18 protein-coding genes are annotated in these 22478 nt (G+C 74.0%); 8 read left to right on the top strand and 10 right to left on the bottom strand.

Translation table 11 applies throughout. The features are described 5' to 3' along the window. Positions 1-51: 51 nt before the first annotated feature. From ACGFRB_RS04505 to ACGFRB_RS04540, 8 genes are all read right to left on the bottom strand, one after another. A complete protein-coding gene (locus tag ACGFRB_RS04505; protein ID WP_393238874.1) occupies positions 52-489 on the bottom strand; it encodes a VOC family protein in 438 nt (145 codons plus the stop codon). A gap of 99 nt (positions 490-588) precedes the next feature. Beyond that, on the bottom strand, positions 589-1233 hold the full coding sequence (locus ACGFRB_RS04510; protein WP_393238877.1) for a response regulator: 645 nt from the start codon (positions 1231-1233) through the stop codon (positions 589-591). Further along, positions 1224-2453 carry a sensor histidine kinase gene (locus ACGFRB_RS04515; RefSeq protein WP_393238880.1) on the bottom strand — a complete coding sequence of 410 codons (1230 nt, stop codon included), beginning with the start codon at positions 2451-2453 and terminating at the stop codon, positions 1224-1226. Before ACGFRB_RS04515 ends, ACGFRB_RS04510 begins: the two co-directional genes overlap by 10 nt. Positions 2454-2551: 98 nt before the next feature. After that, the gene (locus ACGFRB_RS04520; protein WP_393238882.1) at positions 2552-3220 is read right to left on the bottom strand and encodes a DedA family protein; all 669 of its coding nucleotides are present in this window, start codon (positions 3218-3220) and stop codon (positions 2552-2554) included. A gap of 357 nt (positions 3221-3577) precedes the next feature. Next, entirely contained in the window at positions 3578-6040 is a 2463-nt protein-coding gene (locus ACGFRB_RS04525; protein WP_393238885.1) for a glycoside hydrolase family 65 protein, read from the bottom strand. Between the two features lie 158 nt (positions 6041-6198). Next, on the bottom strand, positions 6199-7143 hold the full coding sequence (locus ACGFRB_RS04530; RefSeq protein ID WP_393238889.1) for an HAD family hydrolase: 945 nt from the start codon (positions 7141-7143) through the stop codon (positions 6199-6201). Further along, on the bottom strand, positions 7140-8246 hold the full coding sequence (locus tag ACGFRB_RS04535) for a zinc-dependent alcohol dehydrogenase family protein (RefSeq protein ID WP_393238892.1): 1107 nt from the start codon (positions 8244-8246) through the stop codon (positions 7140-7142). Before ACGFRB_RS04535 ends, ACGFRB_RS04530 begins: the two co-directional genes overlap by 4 nt. 236 nt (positions 8247-8482) lie before the next feature. Continuing rightward, the gene (locus ACGFRB_RS04540) at positions 8483-9148 is read right to left on the bottom strand and encodes a class I SAM-dependent methyltransferase (RefSeq protein ID WP_393238895.1); all 666 of its coding nucleotides are present in this window, start codon (positions 9146-9148) and stop codon (positions 8483-8485) included. A 142-nt stretch (positions 9149-9290) separates the two neighbouring features. Between ACGFRB_RS04540 and ACGFRB_RS04545 the strand changes: the two genes are divergently transcribed. Further along, the gene (locus tag ACGFRB_RS04545; RefSeq protein WP_393238898.1) at positions 9291-9794 is read left to right on the top strand and encodes a GNAT family N-acetyltransferase; all 504 of its coding nucleotides are present in this window, start codon (positions 9291-9293) and stop codon (positions 9792-9794) included. An 80-nt stretch (positions 9795-9874) separates the two neighbouring features. On the opposite strand, the gene ACGFRB_RS04550 is transcribed toward ACGFRB_RS04545, so the two are convergent. Continuing rightward, positions 9875-10552 (bottom strand): ArsR/SmtB family transcription factor, encoded by a 678-nt coding sequence (locus ACGFRB_RS04550; RefSeq protein ID WP_393238901.1) that lies wholly within the window; start codon positions 10550-10552, stop codon positions 9875-9877. Positions 10553-10647: 95 nt separating this feature from the next. On the opposite strand from ACGFRB_RS04550, the gene ACGFRB_RS04555 reads away from it, so the two are divergent. Beyond that, entirely contained in the window at positions 10648-11988 is a 1341-nt protein-coding gene (locus tag ACGFRB_RS04555) for an MFS transporter (RefSeq protein ID WP_393238904.1), read from the top strand. Positions 11989-12096: 108 nt separating this feature from the next. Here ACGFRB_RS04555 and ACGFRB_RS04560 read toward each other — a convergent pair whose 3' ends face one another. Then, complete coding sequence (locus tag ACGFRB_RS04560; protein ID WP_393238907.1) at positions 12097-12546, bottom strand: hypothetical protein; 450 nt, start codon at positions 12544-12546, stop codon at positions 12097-12099. 166 nt (positions 12547-12712) lie between these two features. Between ACGFRB_RS04560 and ACGFRB_RS04565 the strand changes: the two genes are divergently transcribed. The 6 genes from ACGFRB_RS04565 (at position 12713) to ACGFRB_RS04590 (ending at position 22467) form a co-directional block, all read left to right on the top strand. Continuing rightward, positions 12713-12964 (top strand): hypothetical protein, encoded by a 252-nt coding sequence (locus tag ACGFRB_RS04565; protein WP_393238910.1) that lies wholly within the window; start codon positions 12713-12715, stop codon positions 12962-12964. Between the two features lie 285 nt (positions 12965-13249). Then, complete coding sequence (locus tag ACGFRB_RS04570; protein ID WP_361234940.1) at positions 13250-13420, top strand: thiazolylpeptide-type bacteriocin; 171 nt, start codon at positions 13250-13252, stop codon at positions 13418-13420. A 437-nt stretch (positions 13421-13857) separates the two neighbouring features. Beyond that, positions 13858-15945, top strand: coding sequence for a BTAD domain-containing putative transcriptional regulator (locus ACGFRB_RS04575; protein ID WP_393238913.1), 2088 nt, complete (start codon positions 13858-13860; stop codon positions 15943-15945). 462 nt (positions 15946-16407) lie between these two features. Beyond that, complete coding sequence (locus tag ACGFRB_RS04580; protein WP_393238916.1) at positions 16408-18696, top strand: TOMM precursor leader peptide-binding protein; 2289 nt, start codon at positions 16408-16410, stop codon at positions 18694-18696. Further along, positions 18686-20638, top strand: coding sequence for a TOMM precursor leader peptide-binding protein (locus tag ACGFRB_RS04585; RefSeq protein ID WP_393238919.1), 1953 nt, complete (start codon positions 18686-18688; stop codon positions 20636-20638). The genes ACGFRB_RS04580 and ACGFRB_RS04585 overlap by 11 nt, the downstream gene beginning before the upstream one ends. 161 nt (positions 20639-20799) lie before the next feature. Then, the gene (locus tag ACGFRB_RS04590) at positions 20800-22467 is read left to right on the top strand and encodes a nitroreductase family protein (protein WP_393238922.1); all 1668 of its coding nucleotides are present in this window, start codon (positions 20800-20802) and stop codon (positions 22465-22467) included. Positions 22468-22478: the final 11 nt, after the last annotated feature.

Genomic DNA, 22478 nt, shown 5'->3' on the forward strand with positions numbered 1-22478 from the left:
TGTCATGCCGTGGGGCGAGCGCTCGCAGATCCCGCCGAGACCGCGACGGCGTCAGTCGAGGCAGAACTCGTTTCCCTCGATGTCCTGCATGTTCTGACAGGACTCGTTCACGCCGTCGGCCCGCAGGAGGGTGCCTCGCACCGCGCCCAGCGCTTCCAGCCGAGCGCACTCGGTCTCGAGTGCGGCGAGACGCTCCTCGCCCACGAGCCCGGTGCCGACCCGCACATCGAGATGGACGCGGTTCTTGACGGCCTTGCCCTCGGGGACCTTCATGAAGAGGAGTCGCGGGCCGACACCCGAGGGGTCGAGGCACGCGAACGCCGTGTCCCGTTCCTCGGGCGGCAGCGCGTCACGGTGCGCCTCCCACGTCGCGAACCCTTCGGGCGGCGGGGGTACGACGTACCCCAGCACCTCGCACCAGAAGCGCGCCAGGCGCTCGGGCTCCGCGCAGTCGAAGGTGACCTGGAACTTCTTGATCGTCGTCGTCACGGCGGGCAAGTCTGCCATCCGCCCGCCAGGGGCTCAACCGGTTAACACTCCGGCGGCTTTGGACCCGCAGCGCGCGAGGGACCCGCGGACGGGCCGGTGTCACGACTCCAGATAGCGGAGCACCGCGAGGATGCGCCGGCTGTAGCCCTCGGTATGAGACAACTCCAGCTTGTCGAATACGGCGTTGAGGTTCTTCTCCACCGAACTCTGCGAGATGTGCAGCCTGTTCGCGATCGCCGCGTTCGTAAGGCCCTCGGCCAGCGCCTCGATGACGGTGCGCTCGCGGGGCGTGAGCCGCGCCAGCGGGTCGCTGTGCGCCGTACGGACGACGAGGTGTCGCACCACCTCCGGATCGATGGCGGCGCCCCCGGCGTGGATCCGTTCCAGCGCGTCCAGGAACTCCTCCACCTGCGCCACCCGGTCCTTCAGCAGATAACCCACGCGCTCCGCGCCGACCGCCAGCAGCCGGGCGGCATAGGCGCGCTCGACGTGCTGGGACAGGACGAGGACGCCCGTCTCCGGGCAGCGTGCGCGGATTGCCACCGCGGCCCGCAGCCCCTCGTCGGTGTGGGTCGGGGGCATCCGGATGTCGGCCACGACGATGTCCGGCCGCCGCTCCTCGGTCTCCCGCAGAAGGGACTCGGCGTCGGGCAGCGCGGCGAGCACTTCGTGGCCCTCTTCGACGAGCAGCCGGACCAGACCCTCCCGCAGCAGGGTCGAGTCTTCGGCGAGGATCACGCGCATGGCAGCTCCGCGGTGAGGGTGGTGGGTCCCCCGAGGGGGCTGTCGACGCACAGGAGTCCGTCGAGGGCGGTCACCCGGCCGCGCAGTCCGGTCAGTCCGGTGCCCGCCGGGTCGGCGCCGCCCGTACCGTCGTCCTCGATCCGTACGGTCAGGACCGGCCCCAGCCGGTGCACGCGGACGTGGACGGCGGTGGCCCCGGAGTGCTTGGCCGCGTTGGTCACCGCCTCGGAGACCACGAAGTAGGCGGCCGTCTCGACCGGTTGGGGCAGCGGGCCGGTCACGGCGAAGTCGATGCGCAGCGGAATGCCGCACCGCTCGGCGACCCCGCCCAGTGCCTCTTCGAGGCCGAGGCTGTCCAGCGCCGACGGATACACCCGCCAGGCCACCTCGCGCAGTTCGGTCAGGACGCCCCGGGATTCCTCGTGGGCCTGCGCCGTCAGGGTGTCGGCCAGGTCCGGATCGCGTTCGCGGCTGCGCCGGGCCCGGCCGAGGAGCATGGCGAGGGCCACCAGGCGTTGCTGGACGCCGTCGTGCAAGTCCCGTTCGATACGGCGGCGTTCGGTGTCCACGGCCTGGACGACGGCGGCGCGGCTGGTGGCCAGTTCGTCGACGCGCCGCCGCAGCAGCTCGCGTTCGGACGGGCCGAAACACTCACGGGCGATGCGCGCGTCGAGGGCTGTCAGCGCGAGGAGGCCCTGCACGTCGAGAAAGAGCAGCACCCCGCCCAGCAGTACCTGGGTGAGAAGTTCGGTCCACGCAAGGCTTCCGCGTACCGCTCCCCGGGCGAGGAGGACGGCGAGCGCGGCGCCGAAGGCCAGCAGGCCGAGCACCACGGCACACAGCAGGCCCGCGTAGCAGCGGACGGCGAGGAAGCGCAGGATCTTCGGGTCGGACGCCTGGTAGTGCTCCGGGAAGCGGTCGCCGAAGAACGCGGAGCGGCGGGCGCGTTCGAGGTCGGCCAGGCGGCGGGCGCCGCCCATGAGGACCCCCAGCGCGTCACGGCGGGTGCGGGGCCACAGCAGGAAGGCACCGAGGGCGGTCCCGAGGACGAGGAAATACACCAGGCCGGTCAGGGCCGTGCCGCAGCCGAGCAGCACACCGGCACCCCGGCGCGGCCAACCGGGGCGCGGGCTCTCACCCTTGGCCCGTCCGGCCTCGCGAGCGGTGCCTCCGGGGAGGGCCGTCCGCCCGGCCGTCCTGCCTGGCGAGTCGTCGTCCACGGCCCTCGACCCTAATGCGGCCGCGCGGCCCGGGCAAGATCGTCCGGGCCGCGCGGAGCGGGGCGGGGGCCCCGCCGGGAGGACGGCGGGGTGGAGGGTCACCGGGTACGCCGGTGCCGGGCCGCGCCGCGTCCGCGCAGCCGTACCGCCAGATAGGCCACGGCCGCCACGGCCACGAGCACCAGGACGGCCTTCGACAGGACGTCGACGTAGGTCTCGACCACGTCCCACTGGTCGCCCAGCCAGTAACCGGCCATGACGAGAACGCTGTTCCAGATCAGACTGCCGAGCGCCGTCAGCATCAGGAAGAGGGGCAGCGGCATGCGCTCCACGCCCGCCGGCACCGAGATGAGACTGCGGAAGATGGGCACCATCCGGCCCAGGAACACGGCCTTGGTGCCGTGCCTGACGAACCATTCCTCGGTCCTCACCAGGTCGGATGCCTTCACCAGCGGCAGCCGGCCCCAGATCGCGTGCATGCGGTCGCGGCCGAAGAGCAGGCCGGTCCAGTAGAGCGCCACGGCGCCGGCGACCGAGCCGAGCGTGGTCCAGAACAGGGCCGAGACCAGGGTGAGTACGCCCTGCCCGGCGGCGAATCCGGTCAGCGGCAGGATCACCTCGCTGGGAAGCGGCGGGAAGAGGTTCTCCAGGGCGATGGCAAGCCCGGCTCCCGGCCCGCCCATGGTGTCGACGAGGCCGGCGGCCCAGCCGGCGAATCCGCCGGCGGGCTCCTGGGCCAGGGCCAGGGTCATGAAGTGGTGCGGCATGGTCGGGTCTCCAGACAGGTGGGATACGGCCCGGACGGGCGGCGGGCCTGGACCGGCGGGAGCGGATCGCGCCGGTGGCATCCCTCACGCTAGGAATCGAACGGCCGGCGCCGGTATGCGGATCTCCGTCGGACCCGGTGGGGTTCCCCGCAGGGCGCACCCTGCGGTTTCCCACAGGGTGCGGCGCGCCTGGCCCACCGGGCGCGGGTACCTCCGTACGCGTCCGCTGAAAGCCACTCCTCTTGTCGGAGGACCCTCTCCACGCCGATCGGACTCCCGCGGTCTACAAGGCTCTTGCCGACATCGCGCGCACCACACTCCCCCGGCTGCGCTGAGGGAAAGCTCGGCGAGCGGCCGCTAGAGGCGGAACCACCGCTCCTCCCCCGGCTCGACGGTGAAGCGCCGCTCCCCGGGGAGGACGACGGTCAGCGCGCCCGGCGGCGAGGCGGGCACCCGGACGGCGAGGCGGCCCGGCAGGACGCGCAGGCGGATGCCCCGGTGGCTCCGGAATCCGACGGTGAAGGTGAAGCGGGGGATCTCGGCCAGCGGGACCGGGGCGATCCGCAGGCCCTCCGAGCCCGCCTCCAGCCCGGTGATGCCGCGTTCGACCAGGTCCACCGTGCCGGCCATCGCGCCCAGGTGGATGCCCTCTCCGGTGGTGCCGCCCTGGATGTCGGCCACGTCGGCGAGCAGCGCCTCCTCGCAGTGGCGCCAGGCGTCGGCGCCCTGCTGCCGGGCCAGGATCCAGCCGTGCACGAGGCTGCTGAGCGTCGATCCGTGGCTGGTGCGGCGCAGGTAGTAGGCGACGGTGGCGCGCCAGGTCTCGTCGTCCAGCCGATAGCCGAGCCGGTCGAACAGGCCTGACAGGTGCTCGGGCCGGAAGAGGTAGCCGAGCATGAGGGTGTCGGCCTGTTTCGACGCCTGGTAGCGGTTGACCGAGTCACCCTCGGCCTCCAGAATCCGGTCGAGCCGGCGGATGTCCCCGTACCGTTCCTCGTAGCCGGGCCAGTCCAGGTCCGCCAGCTCCCCGTATCCCTCGAACTGGCTCACCACGCCCTGGTGGAAGGGCACATGCAGGCGGCGGGAGACGTCCTCCCAGTGCTCGATCGCGGTCGCGTCGAGCGCCAGCAGCTCGCAGAGTTCGGCACGCCGGGCGGCGGGCAGCCGGTCGAGGAGGTCGAGGCCGCGGGCCAGCACCCAGGCGGCGGTCACATTGGTGTAGGCGTTGTCGTCGATGCCGGGGGCCGTGGCGTCCGGATAGGCGTCGTGGTACTCGTCGGGGCCGACGACCCCCTGGATCCGGTAGCGCCGCAGAGCGGGGTCGTAGCGGGTGGCCCCGGCCCAGAACCGGGCGATCTCCAGCAGGGTCTCGGCCCCGGGCCCGTACAGGAAGTCGAGGTCGCCGGTGGTCCGGGCGTACCTCCACACGTTGTACGCGATGGCCGAGCCGACATGGCGCTGGAGCCGGGAGTGGTCGGGCAGCCAGCGGCCCGAACGCGGGTTGAGGTGCAGCTGCTGGGTCTCCTCGCGGCCCGAACTCGCGCTCTGCCAGGGGTACATGGCGCCGGTCTGACCCGCCTCGCGCGCCGCCTCCCGGGCGGCGGGGAGCCGGCGGTGGCGGTAGAGGAGCAGCGAGCGGGCCACTTCGGGGAAGTGGAGGTCGAGGTACGGCAGGACGAAGAGTTCGTCCCAGAAGACGTGCCCCCGGTACGCCTCGCCGTGCAGTCCGCGCGCGGGCACGCCGACGTCCAGCTCGGCCGTATGCGGGGACAGTGTCTGGAGCAGGTGGAACAGGTGCAGACGCAGGATGCGGCCCGCTTCGCCGGGGACGCGCAGATCGCCGCGCTCCCACAGCCGCCGCCAGGCCGCGTGGTGGCCGGCGAGCAGCCCGGGGAAGGCGGGGGCGCGGGTGACCGCGTCGAGGGCGGCGTCCAGGACTGTATCGGGAGAAGCGGCGAGCGGGGCGGTCGCGGGCGCCGCCGCGGGCCGGTCGGGGGCGCTGTGCAGGGCGAGGGTCTTGACGACGCTCGCGGAGCGGTGGGGGCCGACCGGCAGCCGGTACGTCTGGACGGTGCCGGTGTTCGTGGCCGACCGTTCGGCGGGGCGCGCGGGGCGGGTGACCGTACGGACGGCGGGGGCGAGTCGGGTGCCGGGGTCCGTCGTACGACAGGTGAGCCAGGCGACGCCGCCCGGGGCGAACCCGGCGCGGTGGCCGGTGAGATGACGGCCTTCGAGGTTCCGGTAGCGCTCGATGCCCGCGTTGGTCACCGCGCCGTCGAGGACGGACTGGACTTCGACGGTGCCGCTCCAGCCATAGGCGTGGAAGACGGTGCGCTGGGCGGCGAGCCCGGCGTCCCCCATGTGCACGAGCCGGGTGTGGACGACGCGCAGGCCGCGTCCGTGGCCGTCCTCGAAGAGCAGGTGCCGGGTGAGCACCCCGCCGCGCAGGTCCAGCCGTACCTCGTAGTGCCGCAGCTCCTCGGAGTCGGGGGTCAGCCAGTCGCCGGGCGGTCCGTCGACGGGCAGCCGGCGGTAGCGCAGCAGCGTCCAGTTCGGGAGGTTGACGAGATCCTCGTTCTCGACCTCGCGCCCCGCGACGAGCGAGGTGCGCCGGTCGTAGCAGCCCGCGAGGTAGGTGCCCGGGTAGTGGACGGGGCCGGCGGGGCATTCGGGGGCGGAACCGCGGGTGGCGAACCGGCCGTTGCCGAGGGTGCAGAGCGCCTCGACGAGCTGCTCGCGTTCGGGTGCGTAGGAGGTGTAGGTCCAGGTCCAGCCGGTGGCTGTGCGCGGGGTGCGGGCGGTACGGCGGGTGCGTGCCACCCAGGGGGTGGGGGTGGACCGGGCGGCCCGGGCGGCCCGGGCGGCGCGCGCGGGTCGGCCGCCGTTCGTCCGGGGCGCTCGGGATTTCCGGAGTGTGCGGAGTGTCCGAGGCCTCTGGCGCGTCCGGGGCGTTCGGCGCGCCGCCTTGCGGGTGCCGGTCATACGATCTCCCCCCAGACCTGCCCGACCAGTGTCATGAGGTCCGGGACGACCAGGTCGGCGCCCCCGGCGCGCAGGGCGGCGGCACCGTGTCCGTCGGGCGTACGGTCGACACCTGCGACGAGGCCGAAGCCGCCCCGGTGGCCGGCCCGGACTCCGGCGAGGGCGTCCTCCACGACGGCGGTGTCGCCGGGGCCGGGGCCGAGCAGACCGGCGGCGTGCAGGAAGAGCGCGGGGTCCGGTTTTCCGGCGAGGCCGAGCCGGGCGGCGTCCTCGCCGTCGACGATGGTGGCGAGCAAGGGGGTGAGTCCGGTGGCCCGGAGCAGCGCCCTCGCGTGGCGGGAGGCCGACACGGCGGCGCAGGGGATCCGCAGGGCGAGCAGATGGGCGAGTGCCTCCGCCGCGTCCGTGAAGGCGGCGAGCGGCGCGGCGGCGAGGGCGTCCTGGAAGGCGGCCTCCTTCCGGGCGGCGACGGCCCAGATCGTGTCGTGGCCGGGCGGGTCGTCGGGCCGCCCGGCCGGCAGGCGGATGCCTCGGGCGGTCAGGAACGCCTCGGCGCCGTCGAACCGGGACTTGCCGTCGACGTACCGGCGGTAGTCGGCGTCCGCGTCGAACGGCGCCCAGGCGTCGGAGGTGGGCGAGGTAGAGGGCGGGACGGACCCGGCGAGGCCGGGCGACGGTGCCCTGGACGGCCCGGGCGCCTCGGCAGCCCCGTGCCCCTCGCGCACATCGGGTGCCTCGGGTGCCTCGGGCGTCCCGGGTGTCCCGGGTGCCTGCGGCGTCCCGGACGCCTCCCGCGCCCCGCCGGGCGCCGTCTCGGCGAGGAAGGCGTCGAACGCCGTCTTCCACGCCGCCGCGTGCACGACGGCGGAGTCGAGCAGGACGCCGTCGGTGTCGAAGACCACCGCGCGCGGCGGCGCGGGGCTCGCGGACGCCCCGCTCATCCGGCGACCGGCCCGCTGCTGCCGTTGCCGCTACTGCCGGTGGAGACCTCGACGGCCGTGTGCTGCGGGCCGCCGAGGGCGACCTTGAGGGCGCCGGTCTCGGCCGCCCGGCCGAACACGTCGTACGCCTCCTCCATCTGCCCGAGTTCGAAGCGGTGGGTGATCAGCCGCTCCGCCGGCAACCGGCCGGCCGCGAGCATGCGCAGCAGCATGGGTGTGGAGAACGTGTCGACGAGGCCGGTCGTGATCGTGACGTCCTTGATCCACAGGTCTTCGAGATGGAGGGTCACGGGTTCGCCGTGCACACCGATGTTGGCGACCCGGCCCACCGGCCGGACCATCCGCGTACACATCTCGAAGGCCTCGGGGACGCCCACCGCCTCCATGACGACATCGGCGCCGAGGCCGTCCGTCAGATCGGCGACGAGCTGTTCGGGGCCTTCCTCGACGCTCACGGTCGCGTCGGCGCCGAGTTCGCGGGCGACGGCGAGCCGGGACGGGTCGAGGTCGACGGCGATGATCCGGCCCGGGCTGTAGAGGCGGGCCGTGGCGATCGCGGCGAGACCGACGGGGCCCGCGCCGACGATGACGACCGTGTCGGCCGGCCGGACTTCCCCGGCGAGTACACCGACCTCGTAGGAGGTGGGGAAGATGTCCGCGAGCAGGACGGCGTCATGGCTGTCGACGGCGCTCGGCAGGGGATGCAGGGACAGATCCGCGAACGGCACCCGGACGTACTCCGCCTGGGTCCCGTCGATGGTGTGGCCGAGGATCCAGCCTCCCCCGCCGAGACACTGGCCGTAGCGGCTCTCCCGGCAGAAACGGCAGCGCCCGCAGGGCGAGACGCAGGAGACCAGGACGCGGTCCCCGGGGCGTACGGTGCGCACGTCCCGGCCGGTCTCGACGACCGTGCCGACGGCCTCGTGACCGAGTACCCGGCCGGGGGTCGTCTCCGGTACGTCCCCTTTGAGGATGTGCAGGTCGGTGCCGCAGATGGTGACGACATCGACCCGTACGACCGCGTCACCGGGATCCTGGATCTCTGGATCGGGCACGTCCTGCCAGGACAGACGGCCCGGCCCCTGGAAGACGGCTGCCTTCATGACGCCCACCACGTCCTTCCGTACGCCCGCTCAGGCGCCCGTTCGGATATTCGTTCGGATGTCCGCTTCGGCGGCGGCCCCTTCCAGGGTTTTCGCTCCTCCGGATGCCCGCAACCGGGGCGGCGGGGCGGAGGATCACCCGGCACCCCGGTCGCGGGGTACGGCGAGGGGCCGGCGTACGGCGAGGGGGTGGCCGGTTCGGGCGCGGGCTCGCCCGCCCGGCGGCACCCGTGACGTCACACGGCGGTGCGGGGCTCGCCGCCACGGACGGCGGTGCCCAGGATGTGGGCGGCGGCGGGGAGCGGGATCCGGGAGGCGGGGAAGTCGAAGCGGTCGACGGCGGCGAGGGTGAAGCCGGCGGCGGCGATGGCCGCCTCGGTGTCGCGGCCCGTATGGCATCCGCCCACCAGCGGGGGCCAGACGGTGGCGTCGAGGACCCGCTGCACCCGGCGCATCCCGGGGGTCCGGGCCCGGACGTGTTCGAGGAAGCGAAGCTGTCCGCCGGGGCGCAGGACGCGGTGGAGTTCGGCGAGAGCGGCGTGCGGGTCGGACACCGAGCACAGCGTGAGGCAGGCCACGGCCGCGTCGAAGCAGCTGTCCGGGAAGGGGAGCCGCTCGGCGCGGGCGGCCTGGGTCTCCACGGGTACGGTGACGCCGCGGGCCCGCTCCACGGCCCGGGCGCGCAGCGTCGGTTCCGGCTCGACGGCGACGACCCGGGTGACCTCGGCCGGGTAGTGGGGGAAGTTGAGGCCGTTGCCCGCGCCGATCTCGACGACGTCGCCGCTCAGCCCGGCCAGCAGCCGGGCGCGATGCTCCCCCATCCCGGCCCGTTCCAGCGCGGGGCCGGCGAACCCGGCGTACACGCGGGCGAAGACCGGGTGAGGTCTGGTCGGTTGCGTCATCGAAGCCTCCCTGGTGCCGGTGCCGGGGCCGGTGCCGGTTCCTCAGCCTAGGCCGCCGGGGGCCCGAAATCCCGGGCACTCGGCGGTCCCGCGCCCGATACTGGCGGCTTGCCGGAGGCGAGCAGGGGGGAAGGTCGGAAAGATGGACCTCACGTGGGGGCTGACGGTTCGCGATCTGGTGTACGCGGATCTCACGTCGTGCGGGTGGGCCGGCTCGGCCGTTCATCTGGACGGTGTCGCCCGGCAGCTGGAGCGGGCCCGGAGCGGCGCGGTCGACTATCCGGCCGTCCGCGGCGCGACGGGCGTCGTCCTGGCGAAGGGCGGTGTCGACTACGAGGCCACGCCGGGCGCCGGCACCCTGTGGCAGCTGGCGGTGCATCCCGCCGTACAGTCGCGCGGCATCGGCACGTTCCTCGTCGGAGCCGCCGAGGCGCGGATCAGGGATCGCGGTCCGCCCCGCGCCGAGCTGTCCGTCGAGGAGTCCAATCCACGGGCCCGCGCCCTGTACGAACGGCTGGGGTACGTCGCGTACGACCGCCGGCCGGACGGCTGGGACGTCCAGGCGCCCGACGGGTCGATCCGCCGCCACGAAACGGTCTGCGTGGTGCTGCGGAAGGACCTCGTCCGACGGCCGTCCGAGGGGTGACGGCGACCTGGGAGCCGGGCCCCGGGAGGGCGACGCCCCGAATGGCCCGCCACCCCCTCACGCACACCGGTCCGCCCCCGTCAGGCGGTCTCGCCCGCGTGGACGGGGCGTTCGGCGAGGCGCCATTCGAGCATGCCGTCATTGAGGCGGACGGCCCGTCGGCCCCGGCCCGTGAGCAGCCGCACGGCGTCGTAGGCGAGCGCGCAGAACTCGCCCCGGCAGTAGACGACGACCTCGGTCTCCTCGGGCAGCTCGCCGAGGCGGTCGGCCAGCTCGGCGACGGGGATGGAGAGCGCGCCGGGGATGTGTCCGGCCAGGTACTCCTCCGCCGGGCGTACGTCGAGGACGACGGTGCCGCCGTCGGCGAGGCGGGCCAGCAGTTCCTCGTGGCCCACCTCGGCGGCTCCGTCCTCGCCGAGGTAGGCGGAGCGGGCGACGGGGACCGCGGCCTGGTGGCGGTCGGCGACCTGGCGCAGGAGGGCGAACAGCCGGGCCACGTCGTCACCGGCGAGCCGGTAGTGGATACGGACGCCTTCGCGGCGGGTGGCGACGAATCCGGCCTGCTTGAGCGTCTGCAGATGGGCCGAGGCGGTGGTCAGGTTGAGCCCGGCGGCCTTGGCGAGGGCGTCGACGGTGCGTTCGCCCTGGGCCAGGAGATCGAGCAGCTCCAGGCGCTTTCCGCTGGCCAGAGCCTTGCCGCTGGCGGCGAAGGCCTCGTAGAGAGCGGCCTTGCCGCCGCCGGTGGTGGCTTCCCGCATTGCTTCCTCCAAATATCTATGGATTACTGTAACTGAAGCCGGGCGGTGACGCTCCCCGTCCGGTACCCCGTCCAGGAGAACCAAGGACACCGCCCGTGAAGACCACCCCCGCCTCCACCCCGCCTCCGGCACCCGGCCCCTCGGCCGCCCCCGCGACCGAGCCCTCGACCGAGCCCGCGCCGCCCGTCGACGGCTCGGGCCGCCCGGTGCGGCTCGGCCTGCGGGAGAACTGGCTCCAGTTCACCCTGCTCGTCGTCGTCAACATGGCCGTCGGCGGTCTGGTGGGCCTCGAGCGGACCACCGTCCCCCTGATCGGCAGCGAGACCTTCGGCCTCACCAGCGGTCTCGCCGTCTTCTCGTTCATCATCGCCTTCGGCCTCACCAAGGCCTTCACCAACCTCGCGGCCGGCGCGCTGACCGCCCGGTTCCGCCGCAAGCAGCTGCTCGTGACCGGCTGGCTGATCGGCGTACCGGTGCCGTTCCTGCTCGCGTACGCGCCCTCCTGGAACTGGATCATCGCGGCGAACGTCCTGCTCGGCCTCAACCAGGGCCTCACCTGGTCGATGACCGTCAATATGAAGATCGATCTGGTCGGTCCGTCCCGCCGGGGCCTGGCCACCGGCCTGAACGAGGCCGCCGGATACACCTCCGTCGGCGTGACCGCCCTGGTCACCGGCTACCTCGCCACCGGCTACGGGCTGCGGCCCGTCCCGGAGCTCATCGGCGCCGTCTTCGTCGTCGCCGGACTCGCGCTCGCCCTCGTCGTCCGCGACACCTCCGCCCATGTCGCCCTGGAGCTGGCCCGGCATCCGAAGCCGCTGCCGGAGGGCGAGCGGACCGGGCTCGGGGCCACGTTCGTCCGTACGTCCTGGCGCGACCGCTCGCTGCGCGGCGCCAGCCAGGCCGGACTGATCAACAACCTCAACGACGGTCTGACCTGGGGCGTCTTCCCGCTCCTGTTCACCGACCGAGGGCTGGGACTGGTCGCCGTCGGCCTGATCAAGGGTCTCTACCCGATCTTGTGGGGCCTCGGGCAGATCCCGACCGGGCACCTCTCCGACCGCTTCGGCCGCAAGCCGCTCATCGTCACCGGCATGCTCGTCCAGGCCGGCGGTTTCGTCCTCGCCCTCGCCCTGCTCGATCACCCCCTGCTCGCGGGGGTGCTGTCCGCCGTCGCCCTCGGCCTCGGCACCGCCATGGTCTACCCGGCACTCATCGCCTCGATCTCCGACCATGCCCACCCCGCGTGGCGTGCCAACGCCCTTGGTACGTACCGCTTCTGGCGCGATATCGGTTACGCGGCCGGAGCCCTGGTCGCCGGTGTCCTCGCCGACCTCCTCGGGCTGAACGCCACGATCGTCGCCGCCGCGGTCCTGACCGCGGGCTCCGGCCTGCTCGCGGCCCGCTGGATCACCGAGCACCGCGCGACGGCCTGACGCGGACCGCCGCCGCCCTGGGAAGGGAGCTTTGCGGGGCACGGCGCCCGGGGAGCCGTGCCCCGCAAAGCCCGGAACCCCCGGAGCACCCGGGGCGCGGCGCCCGGCTCATGCCGGCGGCCACTGCCCGTCGCTCACCCCGTGCGCGATCCGGAGCCACCGCTCCTGGCCGCCCTCCAGCGGCCAGGCCCGGCTGGGCCGCCGGGCCGTGTCCAGTTCTCGCAGGTCATGGGCGAGCTGCGGCCCGAGCAGGGCGGCGCCGTCGGGGACCGCGTCGCCGTGGCGAACCCGCAGCCCAGCCCGACGGGCCATCTCGGTCTCGTACCTCCCCACCGCCCGTTCGGTGCCCTCGGCCACCTCGTCGTCCGGGGCCGTGCGGATCAGCTGAAGCAGCGGGGGCTCGACGGATTCGGCGATCGCGGCGGCGAGACGCGCGTGACCGTCCAGGATCACCCCGCAGTCCAGACCGCTCACCCACCACATCAGAACGGGCGGGAGCGTCCCGTCCCGGGCCTGCTTGCGGTACGCCTTCACCCGGCCGTCGTCCGCGGCGGGCATCGGGCGCAGCGGAAGGATCTCCCACGAGCCGTTGTGGACGAACCAGTCGATGTATCCGTCCGGGTCGCCCTCGACGAGCAGGGAGTCCAGGTACTCCCCCCCACGGCAGCCGGTCGTCGTTCCCGCGCAGCAGCGGGTTCCGATTCGTGAGCAGCCAGCGGCCCTCGTGCAGTGGACCGCCCGGCGAGTCGAGCAGATACGGGACGAGACGGTGCGCCCAGCGGTCCGGGCGGCCGGCCAGGGTCCGCGCCGCCTGGGCGCGCAGCGGCGGTACGACGGAGCGGTAGGCGCCCGTACGCCGGAATCGGACCCCGCAGCCGTCGCGGTCCACGGCGGCGAGAAGGACCGGCCTCGTCTCCTGGGTGAGCAGCAGCCGCCGATCGGCGGCGAACAGGCGAAGGCCGGGCCGGGCCGGTGAGCGCACCTCCAGGGGCAGACCCGTCCAGACGCCGTCGTCCCCGGTGATATCGGTGCGTGCGTGTCTCATGCCGCAACGGTAGACGGGGCCCGGAATAGGCGGGCGGAATATTCGCCTCCACCATCCCCACCAGGTATTTCGTCCGCCACGACGGCCCGCTGGCACCGCGTGTCAGCGAAGTGCCAGCGGAACACGTGCCGAACGGTGAGCGGGCGCCGCTGGAATGGTTCCACACCGGCGACCTCGGGAGCCGGGAATCGATCCATCGAGACCTTGGGAGACGCCATGGACAAGGAACTGAGCACCCTCGCGGACGAGATCCTCAAGCTGGAGGCCGAGACCTTCGAGATCTCCGACTACTCGGAGGCCAGCGAGGTCGTGCTCGCCGGCTGCACGAGCACCAGCTCCACCTCCACCTCCAGCTCCACCTGCAGCACCACCTCCTGCTCCGCCTGACCCGACGGTCGGCGTAGTCGAGCCCGTCCGACCCCTTCCTTTTCAAGGAAGCGGCGCCGGACGGGCCTTCGGTGTGTCCGCAGACAATCGGAATGAAGTCTTCCGCAACGCCGGGGAAACGTTCCGTCGCCGCCGGCCCACCGCCGGATGACGCCCGCCGCCGGCCCGGGGTCCGAAACCGGCCACCGCCCCCGCGAGGGGCGCGCGCACCCCGCGTGACGGGCTGTCAAGACGCCGCTGACAAGCCGCCATTCACCTGCGCGGACCCCCTTGACCAGGGATCTACGCCAGTAGACACTCACCACTGCCACACGACCGAACGGATGAGTGAAGTCCGCTTCACAGAGGCTCCGTCATGCCTGCGCGCTCCCTCCAGGGGTACGCGGCGGTGCGCCGGTCTATACCAGAGGCGTCCGACGGTAGACGAGGGGAACTCAGTGCGCTTCCAGTTGCTCGGTCCGCTCAGCATCACCGACGGACGCGACATGGTCGTCCTGCCGCCGTCCAAGCCGACGTCGCTGCTGGCCGCTCTGCTGGTACGGCCGGGCGAGGTGGTCCCGGTCTCCCGGCTGCGCCAAGCCGTCTGGGGAGAGGAGCAGCCCGCCACCGCGAAGGCGGCGCTGCAGAGCTGTGTCCTGCGGCTGAGACGGCTCTTCGCGAAGTACGACATCGAGGAGCAGTCGGTGGTCGCGGTCGCCGGCGGATATCTCCTCCCCGCCGATCACGACTCTCTCGACCTGCTGCACTTCCGCCGTCTCATCGAGCAGGCGGACGGCGCGGGCGAGGCCGAACTCCCCCTGCTGCGCACGGCACTCGGGCTGTGGCGGGGGCCGCTGCTCACCAATGTCCCCTCTGATCTGCTGCACCGCGACGAGGTGCCCCGGCTCGTCGAGGAACGGCTGCGGGCGGTGGAGCGCGTCTGCGAGATCCAACTGGCGCGCGGACGGGGCCGCGAGGTCCTGGTGGATCTCTGGGAGGCCACCCGGGCCCATCCCCAGCACGAAGGGCTCACCGCCCAGTTGATGCGCGCCCTCTACCGGGTCGGGCGTCAGAACGAGGCGCTGGCCGAGTACCGCAGGATACGCACGCATCTGCGCGACGAGCTCGGCATCGACCCGGGCGCGGAACTCCAGCGGCTGGAGCTGTCCATCCTGCGGGGCGACGCACCGCGCGGACCGGAGATCGAGCCCGCCGCCCGTCTCGCCGTCACCGCCGGGTCCGTCGCGTCCACCGCGTCCGCGTCGCCGGAGCTGTCCGTACAGCCGCCCGCGCAGCCGGCCGGCGGCCCCGCCGCGGCCCAGCCCTCCACGGTCGCGGACACCGCTGCCGGACGTGCCGGGCACTCCCCCGCCGAAGACCACGGCGACGAGCACCTGGCCCCCGCGGGCACCACCGCCCACGGCGAGCCCGCTCCCGGTGCGACGGCCGCGCCGACCGGCCGCGCCGACCGGGTCCGCCGGCGTACGTCCCCCGGGCCCCGGCTGCCGTACGTCCCCGGCTTCACCGGCCGCTCCCGCGAGACGGCCGATCTGGTCGCCCACCTCTCCGGCGCGGACAGCGGCGCGGACGGGACCGCTCCGCTCCTCGCGCTGGTCTCCGGCGGGCCCGGCATGGGCAAGACCGCCCTCGCCCTGCACGTCGCGCATCTGGTGGCCGACCGCTACCCCGGGGGCGCGATCGTCCTGCCGATGAGCGGTCCCGACGGCACGGCACGCCCCACCGCCGACGCGGCGGCCGCCCTGCGCGCGCTGCTGCCCTGCGGGGACACGGGGGATACCGGGGACACCGCGAACGCCGAGGGAACCTCGCAGCCGGAGCCGTGCCTGGTGATTCTCGACGACGTGGTCCACCCCGACCAAGTGCGCGACCTGCTCGACACGACGAGTCCCGGCGCGGTCGTGGTGACCAGCCGTCTGGGTCTCGCCGCGCTGGTCGCCACGCACTGCCCCATGGTGCTCCAGCTCGGCGCGCTGTCGCCGCGGGAGTCCCGCGCCCTGCTCACCGCCGTGCTCGGCCGGGACCGGGTGGCCGCCGAGGCCGGCGCCGCGCGGACCCTCGCGGAGCTGTGCGGGCATGTCCCGCTCGCGCTGCGGATCGTGGCGGCCCGGCTGCTCACCCGGCCGCGGACCCGGCTCGCCGACTACGCGGAATGGCTCCGGCGCGATCTGCCCGCGCGGCTCGCGCTGCCCGACGATCCCCGGATGTCGGTGCCGCTCGCCCTCGACGGCGCGCTCGGCCGGCTGCCCGCATCACTGGCCGACGCGTATCTGCGGCTGGCCCGGCTGCACGGCCGGATCACCGCGCCGGCCACGGCCGGGGCGCTCGCGATCTCCGAGACCGAGGCCGAGGAACTGCTGGAACGGCTGCTCGATCACGGGCTCCTGGAGGACGACCAGCCCGGGACCCTGTGGATGAACGAGCTGTTTCGCGCCCATGCGTTGTACCGGACCGCCCGGAACGGGGACGACGTCCCACGGGCCGTGACCACCCCGGCGAGGCGCGCCTTGCCGTCGGGGGCCACCTGATCGTCCCGGGCCGGCTCCCCTTCCTCCGTACCGCCCGAGCCGCCTGAAGCTCCCGACCCGCCCGACCCGCTGCCCGACCCTGTCCTCTCGCGCTGTGGCACCCCGTGCCACCCGGTGCCGCCCCACCCGCTCACCCTCGCACACGCCCGACGCGCCGTCCGACCCCCGTCGCGTCTCCCCGTCACATCCGCATCACATGCCCCACCGACCCCGCCGACCCCGCCGAACCTCCGCCCTCCGAGCCTCTCTCCTCCTTCTTTCTTTTTTCTCTTCTTTCTCTCTCGTGTCCGGCTCTCTCGCGCGCCCGGCTCCGCTGTGAGCCCCGCGTACCAGGGGGCACCGGATCCCTATCCCCCCTTGATTCCCGACCTGCTCAGACCAGTCAGACCAGCTCAGCCCAGCCAGACCTGTTCTCAGATCCACCGCGGCCGACAGGCCCCGAACCGGAGGTGCGACCCCCGCATGTCCACGACGCCTTACGAGGAGACCGCCGGCACCCGGCCCCGGGTGCGCCGCGACGTCCTGTTCACCGAGACGCCCAAGGGCGTGATCTTCCACAACGCCGACGGCGGCTTCCAGTTCAGCTCGCCGAACGCCTACAAGGTCGCCACACTGCTCGTCCCGCACTTCAACGGGCGCAGGACCGTGGCCGAGATCTGCGACGGCTTCGGCGAGCCGCAGAAGGCGATGGTCGGCGGCCTGGTGAAGGCCCTGTACTCGCGCGGCTTCGCCCGGCCCGTGCCCGAGCCCGCCGAGCCGGGCACCGAGGCCGCCCTGGACGAGGCGGTCGCGGAGCGGTTCGCCGAGCAGATCGGCTACCTCGACCACTACGCCGACGGCGCCGAGGGCCGGTTCGCCGCGTTCCGCGGCACCCGGGTCGCCGTGCTCGGCGACGGACCGGTGGCCCGCTGGTGCGCCCAGTCGCTGCTGCGCAACGGCTGCGCCGCCGTCGCGGTCGAGGCCGCGCTGACCGAGAACCCCGCCACGGCCGAGGACTTCGCCGCGCTGCACGCGGAGGCGGCCGAACTCTCCGCCCGGGGCTGCCCGACCGAGGTCGTGGTGCTCCCCGGGACCGGGAACGGCGACGGGGCGGCCGGCGCGAGCGGCTGGGCCGCGTACGAGGGGTACGACGTGGTGGTGGCCGCGGGCGGCCGCGACGCGCTCGGGACCACGCTCGCCCTGCTCGGCGCGGGTGTTCCGGAGGGCCGGCTGCTGCTGCCCGCCTGGACGTTCGGCGGCCGGGCCGTGGTCGGTCCGGTCAGCGGCGCGGGCTCCCCGGCCTGCGCGGCCTGTGCCGCGCTGCGGCTCGGCGCCACCGGGGACGCGGCCGAGGCGGCCGAGCTGTGGAGCGGTCTCGCGCTGGGCACGACGACGGCGGCGACGCCGCGCGGCCCGCTCGCCGCGATGCTCGGCAACCTGCTCGGCTACGAGGTGTTCCGCCTGGTCACGGAGGCGCTGCCGGCCGAGACCCGGGGCCGGGTGCTGCTCCAGGACATGGCCTCCTTCGACGTGCTCGCGGAGCGGCTGCTGCCGCACCCGCGCTGCCCGTACTGCTCCGCCTGCGCCACCGCCGCCACCGCTCCGGAGCCGGTCGACCTGGCCGAGGCGCCCGCCCGGCCGGTCTTCCGGCCGGTGGTCGCCGCCGCCCCGGACGACGAGGCGACCGAGGGTCCGCTCGCGGAGCTGGACCGGCGTGCGCTCGCGCTGCGCCCGTCCGTCGGTGTCTTCACCCGGTACGCGGACGAGCCGGTCACCCAGACGCCGCTGAAGGTGGGGGCCGTGGAGCTGGGCCTCGGCGCGGCGGGCCGGCGTACCATCGCCGCCTTCGATGTCCAGCACACGGCGGGCGCCCGGCTGCGGGCCCTGGAGGCGGCGGCCGCGGTGTACGCCGAGCACGTGGTGCCGGCCGTCACTCTGGCCGGCATCCACGACGAGACGGCCGGGGCGCTGCCCCGGGTGGCGCCGGACGCGCTGGTCACGGCCACCGGCGCGGGCGGCGACCCGGTCGCGGCCTGGCTGGCGGCGACCTCGCTGCTGACGAAGGAGACGCACCGGGTGCCCGCGGGTGCCGTGCGGCCGTTCGGTCCGGACAACCAGGACCGCCGGTTCGAGCCGTCGCGGGCCGGTGCCGGTGCGGGCGGCGGGCTGCCGGAGGCCGCGGCGGCGGGTCTGCTGTCGGCGCTCGGGTACGACGCGCTGCTGCGGTCGGTACGCGGTGCGGGAAGCACGGCGGTGCTGGCGCCGGAGCTGTTCGCCGACGCGCCCGAGGTGACGTTCCTGCTGCGCTCCGCCGGGCATCTCGGGTACGCCGTCGACCTGCTGGACCTCGGCGAGGAGGCGCACAGCGGGGTGTCCGTGGTGCTGGCCCGGACCCGGGGGGCGGCCTCGGAGGGCGCGGCCGGCGAGAAAACGTCCCACTGGAGCGTCGGCGCCGCGCTCGGCCGCACTGCCGCCGTCACCGACGCGCTGCGCGACCTGCTCGGTACGGCGCAGCTCGCCGCGGAGGGCGTGCTGGGCACGCCGGACACCGGTGACGCGCTGCTGGTCGACCTCGACCCGTTCCTGGTGGCGGTCACGGCCCCGGCGCCGGTGGACTCCCCCGCCGCCCCGTCCTGGTCGGATGTGCTCGGGCGGCTGGCGGCGGCGGGCCGGGACGCGTTCGTGGTCCCCACGCACGGCGCCGATCTGCCGGCCGCCGGGCTCCACACCGTGCGCGTGCTGCTGACCAAGGCGGCCGGCGATGACCGCTGACGTGGCCTCGGCCCCGGCCCCGGCCGCCGGGGCCGCCGCGCCGCGCGCCGAGGCGTGCCGTCGCTTCGCCGACGAGCTCGGGCGGGCCCTCGCGGGCCTGCCCGGCGGGTCCGGCCTTGGGGTTCCGGAACTGGCGGTCTCGGCCCTCGGGGTGGGCGACGCGTTCGCCGCCCCGGCGGCCGGCGCCAAAACCGCGCTGCCCGTGCGGTTGTACGGCCGTCAGGTGATGGTGGGTCCCTGGCCGGTGGCGGGCCGGGCCGGCTGCGCCGGGTGTCTGGAGCGCCGCTGGCAGTCGGTGCGCTCGGTCGGTCTGCGCGAGGGCCTCGAACTGCGCGGCCGGACCCGACAGGCCGGGCCCTGGCCGTACCACGTACCGTTCGCCGCCGAAGCCGTGGCGGCGCTGATCGCCCGTCTCGCCGCCGCTCCGTTGGACGGCCAAGATCCGTTCCCGGACGTGTGGTTGGTGGATCTGGAGACGCTGACGGTTCGTCACCATCCTTTGGTGCCCGAGCCGGACTGCCCGTCCTGCGGGACGCGGCGGCCGCTGACGGCCGAGGCGGCCGCGCTCACGCTGGAGCCCGCGCCGAAGTACCGGCCGGGTGTCGCACGGGTGCGGCACGTGGAGTCGTACGGGCTGCGGGTGGACGCGTTCGCCAACCCGCACTGGGGTGCCGTCGGGTCGTCGGTGGTGTGCGACGTGACCTCGCCGACCACCTCGGCCACCATCGGCTGCTTCTCCAGCCGCTCCGGGGAGTATCTGCGCGAGACGTTCTGGGGCGGGCACGCCGACACGTACCGCTCCAGCACCCTGATCGGTGTCCTGGAGGGCCTTGAGCGGTTCGCCGGGATGCGGGCCCGGGGGCGGGCGGTGACACTGACCGCCTCGCTCGACGCGCTCGGTCCGGACGCCGTCGACCCGCGCGAGACCGGGCTGTACACCGACGAGTTCCACCGGGCCAACCCCTGGGTGCCGCCGTTCACTTCGGACCGCGAGGTGCCGTGGGTGTGGGGCTGGTCGCTGCGGGACGGCCGTCCCCGTGCCGTACCCGAGATCCTGGCGTACTACCACAAGCCGGGTATCGAGCACCGGTTCGTGCAGGAAAGCTCCAACGGCTGTGCTTCCGGGGGCAGTCTGGAAGAGGCCGTGCTCAGCGGTCTGATGGAGGTGCTCGAACGGGACGCGTTCCTGCTGGCCTGGCACGGCATGCAGCCGCTGACCGAGATCGACCCGGCGACCAGCTCCGACCCGCTCACCCGGGTCATGGTGGAGCGGATGGCCATGTACGGCTACCGGGCCCGGTTCTTCGACACCCGGATCAGCTTCCCGGTGCCCGTGGTGACCGGCGTCGCCGAGCGGTTCGACGGCGGCACGGCCCGGATGTGCTTCGGCGCCGGCGCCTCTCTGGACCCGGAGGCGGCGCTCGCCGCCGCGCTGTGCGAGATCGCCACGGACTCGGTGCAGTTGCTCCATCGTTTCGAGCGCGACGAGGCCGACTACCGGGCGATGGCCGCCGACTTCACCAAGATCCTCAGTCTGCACGACCATCCGCTGACCTACGCCGTCCCCGAGATGGGCCGGCACGCCGACTTCCTGCTGCGGCGGTCCGATCCGCCGGCGCCGCTCGCCGTGGCCGATCTGCGCTGGGAGCGGGCCGACGGCTCCGGGCCGGACGTACGGGACGATCTGCTCGCCGCGGTCGAGGCCGTCACGTCCGCCGGGTTCGACGTGGTCGTGGTCGACCAGACCGCGCCCGAACAGCGGGCTCTCGGGCTGTACACGGTGAAGGTGCTCGTACCCGGGCTGCTGCCGCTCGACTTCGGCTGGACCCGGCAGCGCGCCCGGCACATGCCCCGGATGCGTACCGCGCTGCGCGAGGCGGGGCTGCGGCAGACCGATCTGACCGAGGCCGATCTCAACCCCGGCCCGCATCCGTTCCCGTAACCCGTACGAACGGCCGCCCGGCAGGCCGCTGCTTCGAGGGCCCGGCCGTCCGGGCCCCGGGAGCGTGCCGTCCCGGCCCGCTCGTGTCCGCCGGGCGTTCGTCCGGCCATCCGTCCGCACCACGGCGCGCACGCGCCGAGAACCGAGGAAAGGGGGAGCCCATGGGGTACGCCCATGAGTACGCGCAGGCCATCCTGCATCGCGGCCGCGTCCCGATGGAGCCCACCGACCATGTCGTGAACTGGTCCGACGGCCCGCGCAAGGGCAAGTACTTCCCAGGCGCCGAGGCGTTCGCCCTGCCGGACACCGAGGACCTGCCCGACGTCCCGATCGCCCCCGGCCTGCTGCCGGGCGCCGAGGGCCCGGATCCGTCGCGGGTCCCGGCGGGCTTCAGCCTGCCGCTGCTGTCGGCGATGCTGAAGGACTCGTACGGCCTGACCAACCGCCGGCTCGGCATCCAGGCCAACACCGACCTGCCCGGCCTGCCCTTCTACACGCACGCGAACTGGTCGCGCGGCACCGCGGGCGGCGGCGGTCTCTACCCGGTGAGCATCCACTGGGCGTCGGGACCCTCCGGCCCGCTCACCCCCGGCCTGCACTACTACGACCTCAACCGGCACGCCCTCCAGCGGCTGCTCACCGGCGACATCACCGAGCGGGTGCGGGCCGCCCTCGGCCCGGACGCGCCCGCCGAGGCCCTGGAGGCCGACCAGTATCTGATCCTCGGCGTCAAGTACTGGCAGAACTCGTTCAAGTACAACAGCTTCTGCTTCCACGTGGTCTCCACCGACATCGGCACCCTGACGCAGACCTGGCGGATCTGGGCCGCGGCCCGGGGGCTGCGGATCGCGCCCGCGCTGTGGTTCGACGAGCCCGCCCTGAACGGGATCCTCGGGGTGCCGGGCGAGCAGGAGGCGGTGTTCGCCGTCATTCCGCTGCACTGGGACGGACCGCGCGCCGCGCGCGCCGGAGCGGCGGGCACTTCGGGCACCGAGGGCGCCGCGGACGCGTCGGGCACGTCGGGCACGGACCCGGAGCACCGTCCCGCCGTACGGCACCGGGACGTCGAACGCTCGCGTACGCTGCTGGACTTCACGACGGTTCGGGACATGCACGCGGCGACCCTCGCGGGCGCCACCGAGCGTCCCGCGCCGGGCGCGCTGGCCGCCGCCGCGGCCGTCGTGGACGATGGCGCAGGCGAGCGGGTGCCGCTGCCCGCGCCCGTCGCCCCCACCGCCAAAACCCGCGAGGCCCTGCGCCGCCGCCGGTCCAGCTTCGGCCGGTTCGACGCGCGGCGGAAGCTGTCCGCGCGGGATCTGTCGACCGTCCTCGCGGCGTGCGCCGCCACCCGGCTGGCGGGCGACACCGACCCGGAGGGCGTGGTGCGGCTCGCCCGTGTGCACGTCTTCGTCAACCATGTCGAGGGCATCGCGCCGGGCGCGTACACCTACGACCCGGACCGGGGCGATCTGCGGCTGGTCGAGGCCGGTCCGCAGGGCGTGTTCCTCCAGGACAACTACTTCCTGGCCAACTACAACCTGGAGCAGACGGGCGCGGTCCTGGTGCCGACCGTGCGCACCACGGCCGTCCTCGACGCCCTCGGCGACCGGGGCTACCGGCTCGCCATCGGCACCGCCGGAGCCGTCTCGCAGACCTTCTACACGGCGGCCGCCGCCCTGGACGTGGGCGCGGGCGTGGCGCTGGGCTTCGACAACGTGTCGTTCGCCGAGCGCCTCGGGCTCATGGACGGCGACGAGGCTCCGCTGCTCATCATGCCCCTCGGCCACGAACGGCCCGAGCCCGCCGACTTCCACCACGAGATCGCCTGACGGCCTCGGAG

This window comes from Streptomyces sp. NPDC048718 (genome assembly GCF_043198875.1).
Lineage (GTDB): Bacteria > Actinomycetota > Actinomycetes > Streptomycetales > Streptomycetaceae > Streptomyces.